At 69.4% G+C, this 17,608-nt stretch carries 18 protein-coding genes and 6 tRNA genes; 8 read left to right on the top strand and 16 right to left on the bottom strand.

All coding sequences use genetic code 11. From position 1 onward, the window contains the following. Positions 1 to 39 precede the first annotated feature (39 nt). From OG718_RS42680 to OG718_RS42650, 7 genes are all read right to left on the bottom strand, one after another. Positions 40 to 2,787 (bottom strand): exo-rhamnogalacturonan lyase family protein, encoded by a 2,748-nt coding sequence (locus tag OG718_RS42680; RefSeq protein WP_328846688.1) that lies wholly within the window; start codon positions 2,785 to 2,787, stop codon positions 40 to 42. Between the two features lie 111 nt (positions 2,788 to 2,898). Then, positions 2,899 to 3,507 (bottom strand): hypothetical protein, encoded by a 609-nt coding sequence (locus OG718_RS42675; protein ID WP_143635457.1) that lies wholly within the window; start codon positions 3,505 to 3,507, stop codon positions 2,899 to 2,901. Positions 3,508 to 3,514: 7 nt separating this feature from the next. Then, positions 3,515 to 4,417 carry a carbohydrate ABC transporter permease gene (locus tag OG718_RS42670; RefSeq protein ID WP_143635459.1) on the bottom strand — a complete coding sequence of 301 codons (903 nt, stop codon included), beginning with the start codon at positions 4,415 to 4,417 and terminating at the stop codon, positions 3,515 to 3,517. Beyond that, positions 4,414 to 5,385 (bottom strand): carbohydrate ABC transporter permease, encoded by a 972-nt coding sequence (locus OG718_RS42665; protein WP_143635461.1) that lies wholly within the window; start codon positions 5,383 to 5,385, stop codon positions 4,414 to 4,416. The genes OG718_RS42670 and OG718_RS42665 overlap by 4 nt, the downstream gene beginning before the upstream one ends. Continuing rightward, complete coding sequence (locus OG718_RS42660) at positions 5,385 to 6,674, bottom strand: ABC transporter substrate-binding protein (protein WP_306940962.1); 1,290 nt, start codon at positions 6,672 to 6,674, stop codon at positions 5,385 to 5,387. Before OG718_RS42660 ends, OG718_RS42665 begins: the two co-directional genes overlap by 1 nt. A gap of 1,468 nt (positions 6,675 to 8,142) precedes the next feature. Further along, positions 8,143 to 8,214: transfer RNA gene (locus OG718_RS42655), tRNA-Val, on the bottom strand. A gap of 69 nt (positions 8,215 to 8,283) precedes the next feature. Next, on the bottom strand, positions 8,284 to 8,718 hold the full coding sequence (locus OG718_RS42650; protein WP_143636033.1) for a TIGR02611 family protein: 435 nt from the start codon (positions 8,716 to 8,718) through the stop codon (positions 8,284 to 8,286). Between the two features lie 191 nt (positions 8,719 to 8,909). Here OG718_RS42650 and OG718_RS42645 point away from each other — a divergent pair, with 191 nt between their 5' ends. Further along, positions 8,910 to 9,323, top strand: coding sequence for an SsgA family sporulation/cell division regulator (locus tag OG718_RS42645; RefSeq protein ID WP_003959770.1), 414 nt, complete (start codon positions 8,910 to 8,912; stop codon positions 9,321 to 9,323). 297 nt (positions 9,324 to 9,620) lie between these two features. Beyond that, on the top strand, positions 9,621 to 10,178 hold the full coding sequence (locus OG718_RS42640; RefSeq protein WP_143635467.1) for a CGNR zinc finger domain-containing protein: 558 nt from the start codon (positions 9,621 to 9,623) through the stop codon (positions 10,176 to 10,178). 41 nt (positions 10,179 to 10,219) lie between these two features. Here OG718_RS42640 and OG718_RS42635 read toward each other — a convergent pair whose 3' ends face one another. Then, positions 10,220 to 10,372: a hypothetical protein gene (locus OG718_RS42635; protein WP_167459210.1), complete on the bottom strand. Its 153-nt coding sequence runs from the start codon at positions 10,370 to 10,372 to the stop codon at positions 10,220 to 10,222. 217 nt (positions 10,373 to 10,589) lie between these two features. After that, a complete protein-coding gene (locus OG718_RS42630; RefSeq protein WP_143635469.1) occupies positions 10,590 to 11,039 on the bottom strand; it encodes a hypothetical protein in 450 nt (149 codons plus the stop codon). Positions 11,040 to 11,266: 227 nt separating this feature from the next. On the opposite strand from OG718_RS42630, the gene OG718_RS42625 reads away from it, so the two are divergent. Then, a complete protein-coding gene (locus OG718_RS42625) occupies positions 11,267 to 11,791 on the top strand; it encodes a DsbA family protein (protein ID WP_143635471.1) in 525 nt (174 codons plus the stop codon). Positions 11,792 to 11,828: 37 nt separating this feature from the next. Here the strand turns inward: OG718_RS42625 and OG718_RS42620 are convergent, their stop codons facing one another. The 3 genes from OG718_RS42620 to OG718_RS42610 are packed head-to-tail and all read right to left on the bottom strand — an operon-like array spanning position 11,829 to position 14,585. Continuing rightward, positions 11,829 to 12,653, bottom strand: coding sequence for a GNAT family N-acetyltransferase (locus OG718_RS42620; RefSeq protein ID WP_143635473.1), 825 nt, complete (start codon positions 12,651 to 12,653; stop codon positions 11,829 to 11,831). 58 nt (positions 12,654 to 12,711) lie between these two features. Next, positions 12,712 to 13,533: an aminotransferase class IV gene (locus tag OG718_RS42615; protein WP_328846687.1), complete on the bottom strand. Its 822-nt coding sequence runs from the start codon at positions 13,531 to 13,533 to the stop codon at positions 12,712 to 12,714. Next, a complete protein-coding gene (locus OG718_RS42610; RefSeq protein WP_328846686.1) occupies positions 13,530 to 14,585 on the bottom strand; it encodes a chorismate-binding protein in 1,056 nt (351 codons plus the stop codon). Before OG718_RS42610 ends, OG718_RS42615 begins: the two co-directional genes overlap by 4 nt. A 156-nt stretch (positions 14,586 to 14,741) precedes the next feature. On the opposite strand from OG718_RS42610, the gene OG718_RS42605 reads away from it, so the two are divergent. From OG718_RS42605 to OG718_RS42585, 5 genes are all read left to right on the top strand, one after another. After that, positions 14,742 to 14,814 (top strand) — tRNA-Gly (locus OG718_RS42605). Between the two features lie 39 nt (positions 14,815 to 14,853). After that, positions 14,854 to 14,927: transfer RNA gene (locus tag OG718_RS42600), tRNA-Cys, on the top strand. Position 14,928: 1 nt separating this feature from the next. Beyond that, a tRNA-Val gene (locus tag OG718_RS42595) sits at positions 14,929 to 15,000 on the top strand. 36 nt (positions 15,001 to 15,036) lie between these two features. After that, positions 15,037 to 15,108 (top strand) — tRNA-Val (locus OG718_RS42590). Positions 15,109 to 15,137: 29 nt separating this feature from the next. Beyond that, positions 15,138 to 15,212, top strand: a tRNA-Val gene (locus OG718_RS42585). Between the two features lie 56 nt (positions 15,213 to 15,268). Here the strand turns inward: OG718_RS42585 and OG718_RS42580 are convergent. The 4 genes from OG718_RS42580 to OG718_RS42565 all read right to left on the bottom strand — a co-directional run bounded on the left by OG718_RS42580 (position 15,269) and on the right by OG718_RS42565 (position 17,593). Next, positions 15,269 to 15,592, bottom strand: a complete 324-nt coding sequence (locus OG718_RS42580) for a TFIIB-type zinc ribbon-containing protein (RefSeq protein WP_143635478.1) — start codon at positions 15,590 to 15,592, stop codon at positions 15,269 to 15,271. Between the two features lie 74 nt (positions 15,593 to 15,666). Next, a complete protein-coding gene (locus tag OG718_RS42575) occupies positions 15,667 to 16,614 on the bottom strand; it encodes an aminoglycoside phosphotransferase family protein (protein WP_328846685.1) in 948 nt (315 codons plus the stop codon). Positions 16,615 to 16,883: 269 nt separating this feature from the next. Then, positions 16,884 to 17,093, bottom strand: a complete 210-nt coding sequence (locus OG718_RS42570) for a hypothetical protein (RefSeq protein WP_143635481.1) — start codon at positions 17,091 to 17,093, stop codon at positions 16,884 to 16,886. Between the two features lie 233 nt (positions 17,094 to 17,326). Beyond that, positions 17,327 to 17,593: a hypothetical protein gene (locus tag OG718_RS42565; RefSeq protein WP_055511046.1), complete on the bottom strand. Its 267-nt coding sequence runs from the start codon at positions 17,591 to 17,593 to the stop codon at positions 17,327 to 17,329. Positions 17,594 to 17,608: the final 15 nt, after the last annotated feature.

Genomic DNA, 17,608 nt, shown 5'->3' with positions numbered 1-17,608 from the left:
AACGGACCCGCAGACAACCCCGCGCCCCCCAGCGGAGCGTCACGGCATCTTGTCGCCCACCAACGCCAGATTCTGAATCGCCGCCAACCCGTACAACGCCGTCGTGTTCGTCGAAACCCACGACGCCTCGCTGCCCGGGACCAAGCCGGTCGGCCCGTCGACCTTCTTCGTGGACCAGTCCGTCGACTCCTTGTAGTCCCACGCGTCGGCACTGTTGTAGAACTGCCGCCACGCCCGCGCGGCCAGCGCGTCGTCGCCCAACTGCACGGCTGCGTACGCGTCCTGCCGTGCGTGGCCCTGGAAGAGCAGCAGGGAGCCGAAGTCGGAGCCGTAGCGGGCCTTCTGCTCGGCCTTCGTGGCGTTGAAGTAGCGGCAGTAGTCGAGCCACGCCTCCTTGAACTTCGGCATGTCGATCTGGTCGAGCAGCTCGGCGTTCAGCTCGACCAGGCCGAACATGGCCGAGAGGTGCGAGACGCCGACCACGGCCTTGTCCGCGACGGCGAACTTCCCGGTGTCCAGGTCGTACAGGGCACTGCCCTGGACGAACCCGTTGGGCTGGGCGGCGATGGTCTCCATCGTCGACAGGACCCGCGCCTTCGCCTTCTCCCACTTGGGCCCGCGCCGCTCCCACTCGGTGAGCCACGCGGAGACCAGACCGCTCCAGTCGGTGCCGAAGCCGATCGAGAGCGCGTTACGGTCCGGCTCGTACGGCTCGGTGCGGATCTTGCGGATGGGGTCGAGGACGAGGAACGTCTCGTCGGAGTCGACGTTGGCGTGCATGAGGTCGCCGACGCGTTCGTCCGCGGTGAGGAAGTAGTAGTAGCGCCGGTAGGTGGTGTTGGCGATGCGCTGCTGCTTGGCGCTGTCCGCGTAGTGCTGGACGCCGTGGCGGGTGCCGAGGCCCGCCCACTTGCCGAGGTGGTAGACGTCGACCTCGCCGGTGTGCCGGGTCATGGCCTCGGCGAAGCGGAAGATGTCGGCGCGGCCGGAGCGCATGTACGCGAACCAGAGCCACAGGTCGGGCGAGAGCTCGGAGTTGTCCCAGGCGTAGCCGCCGACGTCGTAGCACCACTGGTGCCGGCTCGGGTCGTAGCTGTGCATGATGTCGCCGTAGTCCCAGAAGCCGTACCAACGGCGCATCTCCACCTGGTCCTTGTAATAGGTGAAGAGGAAGTCGAGGTGGTCCTCGATCTTCGCCTTGGCGGCGGTGGTGCGGTCCGGCTCGGAGAACAGCCGGCCGAAGACGCCCGCCTCGACTAGGTGCTTGGGCGGGGCGGCGAGCTGCGGAGGCGTGCGCACGGCCTCCACCTGCTCGGCCATCGCCTCGGCGCCCGGCGTCGACTCGTGGGCCCAGAAGAGGAGTTCACTGGTACGGGCGATGCCGTAGGGCCTGCCGAACCCGGGCTCGTAGTCCTCGTAGGTGATGTTGAGGCCTTCGAGCTGTTCGGGGTACGTGTCCTGGCCCATGCCGTCGTGGTAGAAGCGCAGGTCCATGGGCTGTGCCTCGGGCGACCAGAGCCACATGGTGACCTCGGCCTCGTCGGTCTGCGCGTTGCGGATGTCGAGCTGGGCGGGGAACTTCTCCCAGAAGTCCCGCAGCCCGAAGGCGAGTCCGCCGCTCGCGCCGCCGACGTACCCGAAGCCGCTCGCGCGCCGGCCGCCGCCCGCGCCGATCCAGCCGTGGCCCTTCTTGGTCCGCTTGCGGACCGTGAAGCCGTCCGCGGAGAGCTGGGAGAGGGTGTAGTCGCCCCACTCGGGGATGTACTGGAGGCGGGTGGTCACCCGCTGGTCCCAGGTCGACGGGTTGGGCAGCTTCTTGCCCTCGAACTGGGCGGTGCGCACGGCCGTGCCCGGGTCCCGGCGCAGACCGGTGATGCCCTTGACGGCCTCGCGCAGCAGACCGGTGCCCTCGCCGCCGATACGGATGTGCCGGTCGTAAGCGGCGTCGCGCATCGGCACCTTGAACCGGACGCCGATGCCACGGATGAAGTCGCCGCTGGCCTTCCCTGGCTCCTGGGTGCCGTCGAAGGTGATCGTGTGCACCATGCGGAACGACTCGGCACCCGCGTAGAAGTAGAGCCGGACCGAGAAGGGCAGCCAACTCCGGCTGCCCTTGCGGTGCTTGCCGTCGATACGGACGACCGCGCGGACCGGCCCGTCCTGCTCGACCTCGACCTCACTGATGGCGCTCTCGAACCGCTCGTACTTCTCCGCGCCCTGGTCGCCGTCCTCGATCTCGGGCTGGCGCAGCAGCACGAGACGGCCGTCCTTGGCGATCTCCGTCGAGCCGCGCAGTACGGATTTCACCAGCGTGGAGCCGCTCTTGCCGATCTTCGCGGTGATGACACCGGTCGACACGTCGATGGAACCGCCGCGCTTGTCGACGGTCACCTTCTTCGCGGGTGCGGCGGGCGACCCCGCGGCGAGCGTGAGCTTGCCGCTGCCCGCCCCCGGCCCGACCGCGTGCGCCGTCCACTTCAGCGATCCGTCCGGCCAGTAGCCGATCGGCCAGGACTGGACGGGCACCTCCTTGCCGTCGCCGTCGGTCAGCGCGAACGTCTGCTCCTTCTCGTACGCGCCCTTCGGCCAGGGCACGCCCACGGTCGAGCCGGGGGCGGCGCCGAGGCCGCCGTCCTCCAGCCAGTCCAGGGTCACCGGGTCCGCGTCGGCGGCTTCGGCTCTCGGCGCGGCCTGCGCGTCCTGTGCGCCCAGGGCCCAGCTGAACTGGGCGGCGGCTCCGGCGACGGCGGCCGCCTTGAGGAGGGACCTACGGGGGATGGGAGACATGAGATGCAGCCATTCCTTTCCGTGCGGGGAAGTCAGGGGCATGGCAGAGAGAGGCGCGGCGCGGGACGCCGACCTTGAGTACGGGTGATGGGTGTTGTTGAACGGTTTGCGTCAGCGGTGCCGGGCGCGCTCCTCCACGGCGACGGCCGCTGCCGCGACGGCCCCGAGCACGGGGACCGCCAGCGGCAGGATGAACCAGGCGGAGCAGGCCACCACGGCCACTCCGCCGACCAGCAGGAACGACCCGGCGGGGTCGAGGACGGTACGGCGCCCGGCGGCCCCGAGCAGCTCCCGCCAGGACGCGCCGGGCTCCCAGACCGCCGCCGCGCGCAGCCCGGCGACGACCAGCCCGATCAGGGCGAACAGACCGACGGCCCCGACGACCGGGCCGCCCGGGATCCCGGCACGCACGGCCTGGACGTCCACCCACACCGCGAGGGCCGCGGCCCACCCGGCGAGTCCCGCGATCCATCCGCCGCGCAGGGCCGCCCGGTAGTCCGAGACGAACTCCCGCCAGCCACCGCCCAGATGGGCCGTACGCCGTCGAAGATGCCGGGACCCGGCGGCGAACGCGGCGGGATAGGTGACCACGGGCAGCGAGGCCACCGCGATCCACACCCCGGTGAGCAGACACTCGGCGAAGAGCGCGAACCGCTCGGCGAAGGCCGATTCGCGCCTGGGAGCGGCGTCCGTACGGGCCTTCGTGCGCGTGTGGGTCATGACCGGCTCAGCCCTTCAGCCCGGAGGTCGCCATGCCGTCGATCAGGTACCGCTGGAAGGCGAGGAAGAAGGCCAGCACGGGCAGCAGCGCCACCAGCGACATGGCGATCATGCCGCCGTAGTTGGCGACGCCCTCCTGGTCGCGGAACATCATCATGCCCAGCGAGACGGTGTACTTGCCGGGCTCGTTGAGGTAGATCAGCGGGCCCATGAAGTCGTTCCAGGCGTTGATGAAGGTGAAGATCGCGCTGGTGATGAGCGCCGGACGGCAGAGCGGCAGCACGATCGACCAGTAGATCCGCAGATGCCCGCAGCCGTCGAGCCGCGCCGCCTCGTCGAGTTCCTTCGGCAGGTTCCGCATGAACTGCACCATGAGGAAGACGAAGAACGCCTCGGTCGCCAGGTACTTGCCGATCAGCAGCGGTACATAGGTGTTGATGAGCTCCATCTTCTGGAACATCACGTACTGCGGGATGAGCAGCACGTGGTACGGCAGCAGCAGCGTGCCGATCATCAGCGAGAACATCAGATTGCGCCCGGCGAACCGGATGCGCGCGAAGGCGTACGCCGTCAGCGAGCAGGAGATCAGGATGCCGACGACGGAGCCGAGCGCGTAGAAGAGGGAGTTCTCGAAGAACGTGGCGATCGAGATGTCCGCGATGCCGTCGGCGAGCCCCTTGAAGTTCTGGAGGATCGGGCTGGTCGGGAAGAGCTCCAGGCTGCCGATGATCTCCCGGCTGGGCTTGAACGAGGCGCCGAGGACCCAGATGACGGGATAGAGGACGACCGCGAGGACGAGCAGGGCACCGAGGTGCCAGGCGAGCGACCCGGTCCGCTTGCGCCCGAGGTCCAGCGACTTGCGCGGCGTGGTCGGCGTCGGGGTGGTGGCCGGAGTCGTGGTGGTGCTCATCGGGAGGCCTCCTCGTAGTGCACCCACCGCTTCTGGGACCAGAAGAGGACCACCGTCACCAGCGCCACGGCGAGCAGCAGCATCCAGGCCATCGCGGAGGCGAAGCCCATCTGGGCCTCCTTGAAGCCCTTCTGGTACAGGTAACAGGTGTAGACGAGCGTGGAGTCGGCCGGTCCGCAGGTGGCGTTGGAGACGACGTACGCCGAGCCGAAGATCTGGAACGAGTGGATGGTCTCCAGCAGCACGTTGAAGAACAGCACCGGAGAGATCATCGGCAGGGTGATGCTCCAGAACCGCTTGAACGGCCCGGCGCCGTCCACCTCGGCCGCCTCGTACAGCTCCTTCGGGACCTGCTTGAGCCCGGCGAGGAAGATGACCATGGGGGCGCCGAACTGCCAGACGGTGAGCGCCACCAGGCTGTAGAGCACCCAGTCCGGGTTGCCGACCCAGCCGCCGACGTCGAAGCCGAAGAACGACTGCGTACGGTCCACGACGGCGTCGTCGGAGAACAGCGCCCGCCACACGAAGCCGACGGACACGCTCGCGCCGATCAGGGAGGGCGCGTAGAACGCGGCCCGGTAGAAGGCCTGCCCGCGCCGGCTCTGCGCGAGCAGCAGGGCGACACCCAGCGCGAGCAGCAGCTTCAGCGGGGTGCCGATGACGACGTACTTCGCCGTCACCTCCACCGACTTCTGCCACCGCGGATCGTCGAGCATCCTGGTGAAGTTGTCGAGGCCGATCCACTTCGGGGAGTCGAAGAGGTTGTAGTCCGTGAACGCGAAATAGAGCGAGGCGGCCATGGGCCCCGCGGTCAGCAGCAGAAAGCCCGCGATCCACGGGGACATGAAGAGGTAGCCGGCCAGATTCTCCCGGCGGCCCCGCCGCCTGACGGCGGCGGGGGGACCGGGACGCTTCTCCGGAGCATCCGGCGGAGAGTCCTTGATGAGCGTCGTCACTGCTGTTCCCATCAGGCGGCGAGCGCGGTCTCGGCCTCGGAGAAGAACTGCTTCACCGCGTCGGAGACCTTGGTCTTGCCCTGGGACAGGTCACCGGCGATGCGCAGGAACGCGGCTTCGACGGTGTCGGCGCCCGCCGGGTGCGGAGTGATCGTCCCGAGGACCCCGGCCGCCGCGACGTCCTCCTCGTACTTGGCGATCGCCTGGTTCGGGGCGTCGGTCGGCTTGTACGCGTCGAACTGCTCGGTCGTGGCCAGGATGCCGCGGTCGTAGCCCATGATCTTGCCGACCTCGGGGTCGTGGACCATGAAGTCGATGAACTGGGCGACCTCCTTCGGGTGCTTGGTCCGGGCGGAGCCGCTCAGCATCAGCGAGGAGAGGTACTGGCCGGTCTGCTTGCCGTCGGTCGTCGGGATCGGCGCGAGCCCGTACGTGCTGTCGCCTTCCGTGGCGTAGCGCACGGTGAAGTTGTCCCAGGTGAACTCGGAGGCCGCGTCGCCGGAGGCCAGGGAGGACTTGGGCTTGTTCTGCTCGACCTTCTTCGGGTCGGTGATGATCCCCGCCTTGACGCGGTTGTAGCCGTCCTGCCACCACTCCGTCAGGGCGGCCTCGTCGAAGCCGAGACCGTCCTCCGTGAAGAACGCCTTGCCGTTCTGGCGCAGGTAGAGGTCGTAGAGGTACATGATCCCGAAGTAGCCGGTGTCCCCCGCCACCTTCCGGCTGTCGTGGATCTTCTTGAGGGCGGCGAAGTACTCGTCCCAGGTCCACCCTTCCTTGGGCTTGATCCCGGCCTTCTCGAAGACCTTCTCGTCGACGACCAGTGACATCGTGTTGGAACCGACGGGTATACCGAGCAGCTTTCCGTCCACCTCGCCGACCTTCTCGACTCCGGCGCGGAAGTTCTCGAGGCTCAGATTTCCGGCGTCCACTTGGGACTTGAGATCGAGGAGAACACTTCTCTTGTCGTACTTCCGCAGGAATGCGACAGCGTTCTGGAATACGTCCGGCGGATTCCCGCCCGCGGCCTGGGTCTGGAACTTCTCCCAAAAGGCCACGTAATCCTGGAAGTCCGTCTTCACCTTGATCTTCGGGTACTTCTTCTCGAAGAGCGCGATGGTCTGGTTGATGCGCTTCGCGCGCTCCTCCGCGCCCCACCAGGCAAAGCGGATCTCGACGGTTCCGTCCCCCGATCCGCCGCTGTCTCCCCCGCAGGCCGTCGTCGTGGCCAGCCCCAGCGTGGCCAGCGACGCTCCAGCCGCCTTGAGGACCGTCCGCCTCTCAACACTCCCGTTGTCTCCCACAGTCGGGCCTCCCCGCGACGTAACCGTCCGCTGCCATGAATCGTTTCAAGTAAGCGCTTGCTGGCACAAGGTACGGAGGGTCTCAGCGGGCGTCAATGATTCGGACAGGAATCGGTGTGAACGGGGTCGCTCGCGCGGCGGCCTGAACTGGGGTGATTCGGCAAGGGAGTTGGGCGAGTCCGCAGGTGGGGTGGGGTTGGTCGGGTGGTCGAACGGGGTTTGGCGGGCTGGATTCGGGAGGGGGTGGGTGAACGTTGGGGGTGGGGTGCGGAGTTGGTGGGGTGGGGGTGGGACGCCGGGGGGCGGGGGTGGAGGCCGGGGCGGCGATGGGGGTGGCTGACGTCCCGCTGAGGGGCTGCCGATACCGGCGGCGCTCGCGAGGCAGCCGGGGGTGACCGCTGGGCGGTTGCCGTGGGCGGCTGTGGGCTTGAGCAGGCACGTTGTCCAGGTGGGGGCGGCTTGTGTGGTCTTTTGGGTGCCGGTTCGTTGTGGCTGGTCGCGCAGTTCCCCGCGCCCCTGAGGGGGCTTGGTGTGGGGCGGGATGTCAGGAGGGCCGGCCGAGTGTGGGTGGGGGTGGTGGGGCGACTTGGGGTGGTGGGCCGGGGCTGGAGACTCACGGTGGTCGAGCCGTGGGAAAGGTGGTCGGGCGTTCACTGCTCACTGGGAGCTGGGAGCTGGGAGCTGGGAGCTGGGACAAGCGTCCGGTCCAGAGAGCATCGGCCGGGCGTCCCATCCGCGGAGATCATGGCCGGGCGTCCGCCCCGGGAGGCTCAGGCCCAGCATCCGCTCTTGAGAATCACGGCTGGGTGTCCGCTCCGAGGAGCCCAGGCCTGCGTCCACTCCGCGACACCTCGTCCACGCGCCCGCTCCGAGAAGCCCGAGCTCAGCGCCCACTCGGGGAGGCCCCCGCCCGGCACCCACTCCACGAAACCGCAGCTGAACGCCCTCTCTGCGAGGCCCGGGGCTCAGCACCACTCCGCGAAGCCGCGGCCTGGCACCCTCGTCTGTAAGCCGAAGCCCGGCGTCCACTCGGCGGGATCACGGCTAGGCATCTACCGCGGGAGCCCGACCCCGGGCCACTCCGCGAAGCTACAGCTGGGCACCTCCGTGAAGCCCGGACTCAGCGCCGCTCCGCGAAGCTGCGGCCCGGCGCTCTCACCTGGAAGCCCAGGGCCGGCGTCCACTTCGCGGAATCGCAGTCGGGCACCCTCTCCGAGAGGCCTCGGACAGTGCCCGCTGCGGGGCCCAGGACACGCGTCCACCGCGGGGAATCCACAGATGGGTCCGCCTCTCAGAAACGACGGACAACGTCCCCTCCAGCCAGCCACGCACGGGACCGCCCGCTCCGGCCGGACCGGTACCCAGGGCGCAGATGGCGGGCCCTCTCGACGCGCGACAAACGCGTGCCGAAACGGCGATTGGCGGCCCGGTCCACGTGTTCTGTGGACCCGGCCGCCAATCGGTACGGTGGGCGATACTGGGATCGAACCAGTGACCTCTTCGGTGTGAACGAAGCGCTCTCCCGCTGAGCTAATCGCCCGGGCGCACGGAGAAGATTACCCCATGTCAGGGGGTGCCTCCGACCGCCCGCGAAGGATGCGGAGGGCTGTTACTCCTTGATCTTCCACGGCATCTCGAAGCCGAACTTCCAGACGTAGATCCCGACCAGCACCGCGATGATCACCAGCCCGATGGACGTCAGGATGATGTTGCGGCGGCGCACCTTGGGGTCGAGCGCCTTCTGCGTCGCCTCGGTGACCTTGCGCTTCGTCCAGCGGAGCACCAGCTGGGCCCAGACGAACTCGGTCGCCCAGATCGCCATGCCGCCGAAGATCACGAGCCAGCCCGGTCCAGGCAGTGGCAGCATGATCACGCCGGCCACGACGACCGCGAGACCCACGATGAACACGCCCACCTGCCAGCTCAGGTGCAGCGCCCGTCGTGCCTTGATGAATTCCGGCGCACGGGATCCGAGCGCCGGCTCACTCTTCGTTCCATCGGCCGCCGCGACGGCCTCCCCCGTTTCGTCACTCCCCGTATTCATACGGCCAAACCCTACCCGACGGAAACCGGTCACCGGAATGGTGGTACTCCGCGAACGAGCACTCGGCCGGATGAGGTACCTAAAGACACGCAAAACGCTCAGAGGGGTTTACAACGGCACCGTAGGTGGCATGTCGATTTCGCCGACGTGCGAATCCCCGAGCGCACACTGAGCGAAAGGCCCTGGCGCTTATGAACACCACGGTCAGCTGCGAGCTGCACCTGCGCCTCGTTGTGTCGAGCGAGTCCTCACTGCCTGTTCCCGCAGGACTGCGGTATGACACGGCCGATCCCTACGCCGTGCACGCCACCTTCCACACCGGAGCCGAAGAGACCGTCGAGTGGGTGTTCGCCCGCGACCTTCTGGCCGAGGGCCTGCACCGGCCCACCGGCACCGGCGACGTCCGCGTCTGGCCGTCGCGCAGCCACGGTCAGGGCGTCGTGTGCATCGCCCTGAGCTCTCCGGAGGGAGAGGCACTGCTCGAGGCCCCGGCGCGGGCCCTGGAGTCGTTCCTGAAGCGAACAGATGCCGCCGTGCCCCCTGGCACGGAACACCGGCACTTCGATCTCGACACGGAGCTCTCGCACATCCTGGCCGAAAGCTAGGACGAGACTCCGCACCAAGCCGCCCGGCGCCGTCCACTCGGGGAGACGGCTCGGGCTCAGACAACCGCATATGGTGCATGCACAGGTGCCGCGACCACGGATGTCCGTGGTCGCGGCACCTGTGCATCTGCCTGTGCATCTGCCTGTGCATGCGCCTGTGACGGTCCCGCGCGGATGTCGCCGACCCGTGCTCCGGGGCCGTCCGCCGGGACTGAGCCGGTCCCCCGGGTCGGTAAGCGGCTAGCATCGGCCAGCATCGGCGGGCGGCTGCCCGACCCCCAGGCCAGGGAGCGAAATGTGCTGATCACCCACGACACCCGGTGCGCCCTCGACACCGTGGTCGATCTGGTGAACACCGCACCGGAGGACGACACGACGGACGGGCTCGCGAACGTCGCGGGCCTGCACGATTTCGTACAGAACCACGAGATCAGCGATGTCGGCACCCTGTCCGAGCTGGATCTGTCGGCGGTACGCAAGATCCGGGGGCGATTCGCCTCGATCTTCGCGGCCCCGGATCCCCGGGCCGCCGCCGCGCTCATCAACGAACTGGTCGCCGCTGCGGGCACCACTCCGCGTCTCACGGATCACGACGGCTACGACTGGCACGTGCACTACTTCGCGCCGGGCGCGTCCGTCGCGGACCATCTCGCCGCCGACTGCGGCATGGCCCTGGCGTTCTTCGTGGTGGCCGGCGAACAGGAGCGGCTGCGCCGCTGCGAGGCACCGGACTGCCGACGCGCCTTCGTCGATCTCTCCCGCAACCGCTCCCGTCGCTACTGCGACAGCCGCACCTGCGGAAACCGTCTCCACGTGGCCGCATACCGGGCGCGTCGCAAGGAGGCGGCGGGCTGACGGAGTCCTCGGCGGGTGGCGCCAGGGACTCCGCGTACGGCTCAGAGCAGCAGCAGATCGTGCAGCGAAGCCATGAGCAGCAGACAGCCGATCACCGCAAGGAAGATCATCAGCGGTGGCTGGGAAAGCGCGAAGAGACAACCCCGCCGCTCCTCGGAAGGAGCCGCGGTGTCGCTCTGTGTTGTGTCCAGCATCTCGCGGCGATGATGGCGCAGCCGACTGGCCCTACGCGATCAACACGCCCGGATTATGGGGGAGTTAGCCGAAATCCGTGACACAGCGGTCCACGATCTGGGATAGGCGCCTGCCGGACGCGCACGCTCCGCCGCACCGCCCGCATCACTGTGTCGTTTCAGAGCGCCATAGGCCGTGCTGCTTCACGCGCCGCACAACGTCACATGAAGCGCTGCTTCATATGCCGTGCTTCTTCAGGATGGCCTCGATGTCGCTGAAGTCGTCCCCGGACTCGGTCTTGCGGGGCTTGGCCGCGGGTCGGGTCGCCGGGCGGGTGGCCGCGGCCGCGCCGAGCGAGGGTGCCGAGGCCGCCGGGGCCACCGCCTCGCGCTGCGCGGCCCGGGCGGCCTTGCGCTCCTTGCGGGTCCCGCCGGTGCGCCGCTCCACCGCTCGCGAGGTCATGAACAGCAGCCAGGCCCCGCCGAGCACTCCGAAGCCCGCCCAGGCCATCGGGCTGAAGGCGGTCTCCGCCGCCCATTCGACGGCCCCGGTCATCACCAGACCGAGGGGGACCAGCGAGTACGCGGTGAGGCGGACCGCCATGAGGAAACGCTTGCGGTACGCGGTGACCGCGGCGATGCCCAGGCCGGCCGCGGCGACAGCGGAACAGACGGTCTCGGCAATCATCCGGTCCTCCAGACATGGCTGGGGCGAGCAGGGTCAGATTCGTCCCTTCCATCCTGCACCGCCCGCTGCCCGGTATGCCATGGTCCGGGCAGACCTCAGGGACATCTCCGGGTCGGGTCCTCCTCAGGGCCCGGTTCCCGGTACGCGATCAGGAGTGGTTCGGGGTTCGCTCAGGGGTGGACGGTCCCGGTTGGGCCGCGAGGGCCTCGGCTGGGAGACTGGGGCCCATGAGCGACTCCTCCCCCGCACGCCCCGCCGCCCCCGTCCTGGACGTCTGGTGCGAACTGCAGTGCCCGGACTGCCGTAGCGCCCTGGACGACCTGCGAGCGCTGCGCGCACGCTACGGCGACCGGCTGGAGCTGCGGCTGCGGCACTTCCCGCTGGAGAAGCACAAGCACGCCTTCGCCGCCGCCCAGGCCGCCGAGGAGGCCGCCGAACAGGGGCAGGCATGGCCGTACGTCGAGGCGGTGCTCGGGCGCGTACAGGAGCTGGACCGTGAGGGGGAACCCTTCCTGGTCGAGATGGCCCGGGAACTCGGCCTCGACGCCGAGGAGTTCGACACCGCCCTCATCGACGGCCGGCACATCCTGATCGTCGACGCCGACCAGGCCGAGGGCAAGGCCATCGGCGTGACCGGCACCCCGACCTACGTCATCGACGGCGAGCGGCTCGACGGCGGCAAGAGCCAGGAGGGGCTGCGCGAGCGCGTCGAGGAGATCGTGGACCGGCTGCTGGCCGAGCAGAAGGCCTGACCGCCGCGCCCGCGGCCCCCTACAGGCACAGGTGCAGCTACAGCAGGTTCTTGTAGAGGTGATGGATGGTCGTCTCGTAGCCGAGTGACTCGTAGAGCCGCTCGGCCGGGGCGTTCCCGTCGAAGACGTTCAGGCGGATGCCGGGGCGTCCGGCGGCGATCGTCCGGGCTTCCGCCAGGAGCATCAGCGAACGGCCGTGGCCCCGGCCCCGACAGCGCTCGTCGGCCTCGACCTCGTAGACGAACGACCAGCCGTCGCGTGCGCCCAGCCACAGCACGCCGACCGGTGTCCCCTCGTGTTCCAGGACACTGAAGTCCATGCCCGCGCTGCCGATCCCGTCCGGCAGCGAAGTGGCGTGGTCCAGCTCGGACTTGGCGCGGGCCTCGGCCTCGGGCACTCCGCGGGTGATCCAGTCCTTGGTGTACTCCTCCTTCGCCCGCTCCTCCCAGGGCCCGAACTCGGCCTCCGTCATAGGGCGTCCCAGGCTGCCGGCGGGCAGTTCGGGCGGTGTGTCGCCGAGCCGCTTCTCCATCTGGCGGTTGCGCAGCACGTAACCGAGGGCCGTGGCCAGCCGCAGTGCGGCCGTGGCCGTGGCGGGCACCGACGCCTCGATCCGCGTACAGCCCCAGCCGCGCGCCACCTCTTCCGCGGCGAGCGCGGCCACGGTGCCGCGGCCACGTCCGCGGTCCGGTTCGTCGATGCCGAGGTCATGGATGCGGGCGACGGACGGCTCGGAGAGCGAGTGGGCGGAGAGGTGTATCGCGCCGACGGGACGGCTGTTCACGCACACCGTGTAGTGCCGTGACAGCGCCCCGTCGGCGTCGCGCTGAAGCGGCTCGGTCGGCCGCAGGGTCGTGGTCATCAGGGGTGTTGTACCCGTCCGCGAGGCCTACGTCATCCGGTTGAGGGCGTCGGTCCTGTCAGGGATCGAGGTCGTCGCCCGCCCGCTCGTCGAAGATCCGCATGGCCTTGGCGGTCACCGGGCCCGGTGCGCCCGGCAGTTCACGGGCGTCGGCCCGGTGCACGGCCTGCACATCGCGCAGCGAGGAGGTCAGGAAGATCTCGTCGGCCCGTTCCAGGACGTCCAGCGGCAGGTCGGTCTCCCTGGCGCCCGTCCACTCGACGGTGAGGGCCCGGGTGATGCCGGCGAGGCAGCCGGAGGCCACCGGCGGGGTGTGGATCTCGCCGTCGAGGACGACGAAGACATTGGAGCCCGTGCCCTCGCAGAGCTGTCCGACCGTGTTCGCGAACAGCGCCTCGGACGCGCCCTGTTCGCGCGCGCGGGCGAGGGCGACGACGTTCTCGGCGTACGAGGTCGTCTTGAGGCCCGTGAGCGTGCCGCGCTCGTTGCGGGTCCACGGCACGGTGATCACGGCGGTGGAGTCCGGGCGCCGGGTGGCCTCGCCGAGGGCGACGACCAGGGTCGGCCCGTGCTCCCCGCGGTCGGAGCCGAGCGGGCCGTGGCCCCCGGTGTACGTGATCCGCAGTCGGCCGAGCGGCATCGGGTTGGCTTCCAGGACGGCCGCGCAGGCCCGGCGCACCTCGTCGCGGTCGGGCTCGGGCAGTCCGAGGCCACGCGCGGAGCGCGCCAGCCGGTCGAGGTGGCGGGTGAGCGCGAACGGACGGCCGTCGACCGACTTCGCGGTCTCGAAGACGCCGTCGCCCACGGTCAGACCGTGATCGAAGACGGAGACACGGGCCGACTCGCTGTCCTGCAGCCGGCCGTCGAGCCAGAGCTTCACCTGTGGGTCCCTTCACTTGCGTCGTACGCCCCTGGGTACACCCCCGACGCTACAGCGAGCAGTCGCGCGGCTTTCAGTTCGGTCTCCTCCCACTCGCGCTCCGGGTCCGAACCCCAGGTGATGCCCGCGCCGGAACCGAAGCGCAGCACGCCCTCCGCCCGGTCGATCCAGAAGGTGCGGATGCCGACGGCCAGCTCGCCGGTGCGGCGGTCCGCGTCGACCCAGCCGATGCCGCCGCAGTACGGGCCCCGTGGAGCCGTCTCGAGGGCCTCGATGATCCGCAGGGCGCTGGACTTCGGCGCTCCGGTCACCGAGCCGGGTGGGAAGGCCGCGGCCAGCAGTTCGGGCCAGCCGGCGCCCTCGCGCAGTTCGCCGCGGACGGTGGAGACGAGGTGGACCAGCCCCGGGTGCTTCTCGACGACGCACAGGTCGGGCACGGTCACGCTGCCCGTGGCACACACCCTGCCCAGGTCGTTGCGCACGAGATCCACGATCATCACGTTCTCTGCGCGGTCCTTCTCCAGCAGGTCCGCCTCGGTCCGTCCGGTGCCCTTGATGGGGCCCGACTCGACCACCCTCCCGCCGACCCGGAGGAAGAGCTCGGGAGACGCGGTGGCTATCTCCACGTCGTGGCCGGGCAGGCGAATCGTTCCGGCATACGGTGCCGGGTTGCCGCGCGCCAGCAGAGCGGTCAGCGCGTCCACGTCGGCGTCGGGCGCGACCGGCGCGGACAGGACACGGCAGAGGTTCGCCTGATACACGTCGCCGGCCGCGATGTGCTCCCGGATGCGCCGCACTCCGGCCGTGTACGCGGCGCGGTCGAGCGACGACGTCCAGTCACCGACGGCCGGACCTCGCCACTCCCCCGGCACCGGCGAGGGAACGGGCTCCCGACGTACGTCCGCGAAACGGGCACAGACCAGCCGCCCCTCGAAGTCGGCACTGACGGCCCAGAAGCCACTGGAGTCCAGGGCCGCCGGGTCGCTGGTGACATCGAGGAGACCGGTCGCGACGATGTTGCCGAAACGGGCGAGAGCTGGGAGGTCGTGCACGGCTGTGAGTCTATGGCGGGTGACCCGCGGGTGCCCTGGCCGTGTCCTGGAGCGGGCGTAACGCAGCACGCTGCACAAACGCGTTTTTGTGCTGGCCCCGGAATCCGCTAGAGTTCAACACGTCGCCGGGACGCTCACGCGAACCGGAAACGACAAGCGGACGTAGCTCAGTTGGTAGAGCGCAACCTTGCCAAGGTTGAGGTCGCCAGTTCGAACCTGGTCGTCCGCTCGCAGGAAGTGGGGGATCTTCCCGAACCCCCGCACTCCTGGTGGAGTGGCCGAGAGGCGAGGCAACGGCCTGCAAAGCCGTCTACACGGGTTCAAATCCCGTCTCCACCTCCAAGGACGATTAGCTCAGCGGGAGAGCGCTTCCCTGACACGGAAGAGGTCACTGGTTCAATCCCAGTATCGTCCACTGGATCTTCCGGTACGTTCGGCGAGATCCGATCCCGCGCGATTAGCTCAGCGGGAGAGCGCTTCCCTGACACGGAAGAGGTCACTGGTTCAATCCCAGTATCGCGCACGCACTACGCACCACAGCAGGTCCTACCTGCGCGATTAGCTCAGCGGGAGAGCGCTTCCCTGACACGGAAGAGGTCACTGGTTCAATCCCAGTATCGCGCACCAGCCGAAGCCCCCGGCCGTCTCGTACGGTCGGGGGCTTCGTCGTTCCTCCGGGTCCGTCAGGAGGAGAAGAGCATGTGGCCGAAGCTCTTCTGACGCTTGTTGTGGCCGTAGTGACCGCCATGGCCGCCGTGACCGCCGTGCGGGGCGCCCCAGGCGGGTGCGGGGGCCGCGGGGTACGCCTGCGGGGCGCCCGCGGCCGGATATGCCTGCGGGACACCGGGGGGCGGCGGTGCGGGCTGCGAGTACTGGCCCTCCAGGCGGGACAGCGATTCCAGCTCGCCGTAGTCGAGAAATATCCCGCGGCAGCCGCTGCACTGCTCGATCTGGACGCCATTGCGGTTGTACGTGTGCATCGGCGCGTGACACTTCGGACACTGCATGCTCGGCTCAACTCCTCGCCGGTCGGTACTGCTTCCGCCAGGACAGACTCCGCCCGGCTTCGGTCGGTTGCACCCTACGTCGCGTATTCTCCCGCCAACTCCGGCGGGTGTGCGGCCATTCGGTCACAAGCATCGATGACGGACGTTTCCACCTCGTCCAACGGGCGCTCCGCCGCGACCGACTTGGCGATCGCCAGGGCCGCGGTCTGCACGGTCAGGGCGCGGGCCGGGACGTCGAGGGCCGGCCATGGGTCGCTGTCCGCGGGAACGGCCGGACCGCCGGCCTTCTGGTACGCGGTGAGGAAGCGGGCCCACTCGTCGGGCGGCAGGAGGCCGCAGGCGAACCAGGCCGCGGGGCGGGCCAGGTCCCAGGCGGGCTCGCCCAGGCCCAGGTCGTCGATGTCGATGAGCAGCCAGTCGCCGCCCCGCGTCCTCACCAGCTGGCCCAGGTGGAGGTCACCGTGGCACAGCGTGCGCGCGTACGGCATCGGGGCCTCGTCCCTCGCCCAGGCGGGCAGGACGGTCCAGGCCCGCAGGACCGGAGCGGCCGCCGGGTGAGCGCCTGCCGCGTGGAGGCGGGCGATGGCGCGGGCCGCCTTGGCCGGGCCGCGCATGGGGGGTATGCCGGGCGGGAGCACGGACTGCGGTGTCCGGTGGAGCCGCGCGAGGAGGGTGGCGGCCGCCTCCCAGGGGGCGGCGTCGGGGTCGTCCCGGTCCACGGGACTGCCGTACGGCCAGAAGGTGACCGGCCGCCCGTGCGACTCGACCGCGCCCGGCCTCAGCGGGGGCAGGAGGATACCGTCGAGCCGGGGATGCGCCGAGACGGCCATCCGTGCCGCGAGCTCAACGGGGTCGGTGTCGGCGGCGTGCGCCTTCGCCACGGTGCCGGCATGCCGGACGACGGTGCCGTCGGGCCGGTCGGCCAGTACGGAGGTCTCCGTACCGCAGACACAGGCCTCCGCCGCCGGATGAGCGACGGCCCGCACCTTCGCCCGGAGCGCGGGCAGCAGGTCTGCGGTCACTCGGTCCCCCTCAGGTCGTACGGCGCCGACTCCCCCGTGAGCGTACGCAGTCGGCAAACAGCCTTTGGATCGCAACCATCAATTGAGGAACCACGACGGCGAGCAATTTGGTCCGCGAGAGCGGCGCCGGTTTAGGCGCAAAAGACAGCAATGCGGGCGCAGCTCCCCAGCTGCGCCCGCATTTTTGCCGTCCGCCGCACCCCCGTCCCCACGGGGTTTCATGGCCGGATGTCCCCGCCCGGACCGCTCTTCCGGGCCTGGGGCGCCGCTCAGCGCCCCAGCATCACGCCCACGGACGACGCCTGTGTGACCACTGCTTCCCAGCCGCCGAAGACGACTACGAGCAGGGTGGCCAGAGGGAGGACCATGGCCGTCGCCACCAGGGGGTGGCGTCGGCCGGACCGGCTGGAACCGAACGCGGCGGTGTACGCCCTGCGTCCCTGCGTGCGGATCATGGTCCGCGATGCTGTGTCCGCCATGGTCCCTCTCCTGACCGTTCTGGTTGAGATCTCTTGGACGAGATCTGTTGAAAAGCTTCTGTTGTCTGGCAGCGGCGGGTGTCTGACCTCGGGGGACGAGTGCTGCACCCGCCGCTTGACAACAAATCTAGGCGGGAGAGGCGTGCGGGTCGTCATGCCCTCGTACCTATTACCGGGCCTCCCCGAGGATGACCGGTGACCTGCGGACTACTCCCCTGGGTGGAGAAGAGGTCCTAGGTCTCAGGGGTTTCCCGGAGGGGACGTCCGGTCTGTTCCGAGCTGTCCTCCCTCGGGACCGGCTGCTCGACGAGGGCGAGCACCCTGGTGGCCATGAAGCGGGCCGTGCGCACGACCGATCCGCTGCGGGTGACTTCGCTCACTTCGACCACCCCCCTGCGGACCGCTGTCTCCACCCGGCGGCCCGCCCGGCTCGCCACCACCTCGTACGTACGCGTCGTGTCACCGGCGTCGACCACTATCTCCACGCGATCACCCTTCACGGGTCCAATCCCCCT

The organism is Streptomyces sp. NBC_00258 (genome assembly GCF_036182465.1).
Taxonomy (GTDB): Bacteria; Actinomycetota; Actinomycetes; order Streptomycetales; family Streptomycetaceae; genus Streptomyces.
Note: the sequence above shows the minus strand (reverse complement) of the source record. Positions and strands in the feature narration are given on the sequence as shown.

Coding starts and splice junctions, on each gene's coding strand:
- OG718_RS42665 (WP_143635461.1), bottom strand. CDS start 5,385: ATGGGAACAGCAGTGACGACGCTCATCAAGGACTCTCCGCCGGATGCT.
- OG718_RS42620 (WP_143635473.1), bottom strand. CDS start 12,653: ATGACCACGACCCTGCGGCCGACCGAGCCGCTTCAGCGCGACGCCGAC.
- OG718_RS42580 (WP_143635478.1), bottom strand. CDS start 15,592: ATGCAGTGTCCGAAGTGTCACGCGCCGATGCACACGTACAACCGCAAT.
- OG718_RS42635 (WP_167459210.1), bottom strand. CDS start 10,372: ATGCTGGACACAACACAGAGCGACACCGCGGCTCCTTCCGAGGAGCGG.
- OG718_RS42645 (WP_003959770.1), top strand. CDS start 8,910: ATGAACACCACGGTCAGCTGCGAGCTGCACCTGCGCCTCGTTGTGTCG.
- OG718_RS42670 (WP_143635459.1), bottom strand. CDS start 4,417: ATGAGCACCACCACGACTCCGGCCACCACCCCGACGCCGACCACGCCG.
- OG718_RS42570 (WP_143635481.1), bottom strand. CDS start 17,093: ATGGCGGACACAGCATCGCGGACCATGATCCGCACGCAGGGACGCAGG.
- OG718_RS42625 (WP_143635471.1), top strand. CDS start 11,267: ATGAGCGACTCCTCCCCCGCACGCCCCGCCGCCCCCGTCCTGGACGTC.
- OG718_RS42680 (WP_328846688.1), bottom strand. CDS start 2,787: ATGTCTCCCATCCCCCGTAGGTCCCTCCTCAAGGCGGCCGCCGTCGCC.
- OG718_RS42630 (WP_143635469.1), bottom strand. CDS start 11,039: ATGATTGCCGAGACCGTCTGTTCCGCTGTCGCCGCGGCCGGCCTGGGC.
- OG718_RS42650 (WP_143636033.1), bottom strand. CDS start 8,718: ATGAATACGGGGAGTGACGAAACGGGGGAGGCCGTCGCGGCGGCCGAT.
- OG718_RS42675 (WP_143635457.1), bottom strand. CDS start 3,507: ATGACCCACACGCGCACGAAGGCCCGTACGGACGCCGCTCCCAGGCGC.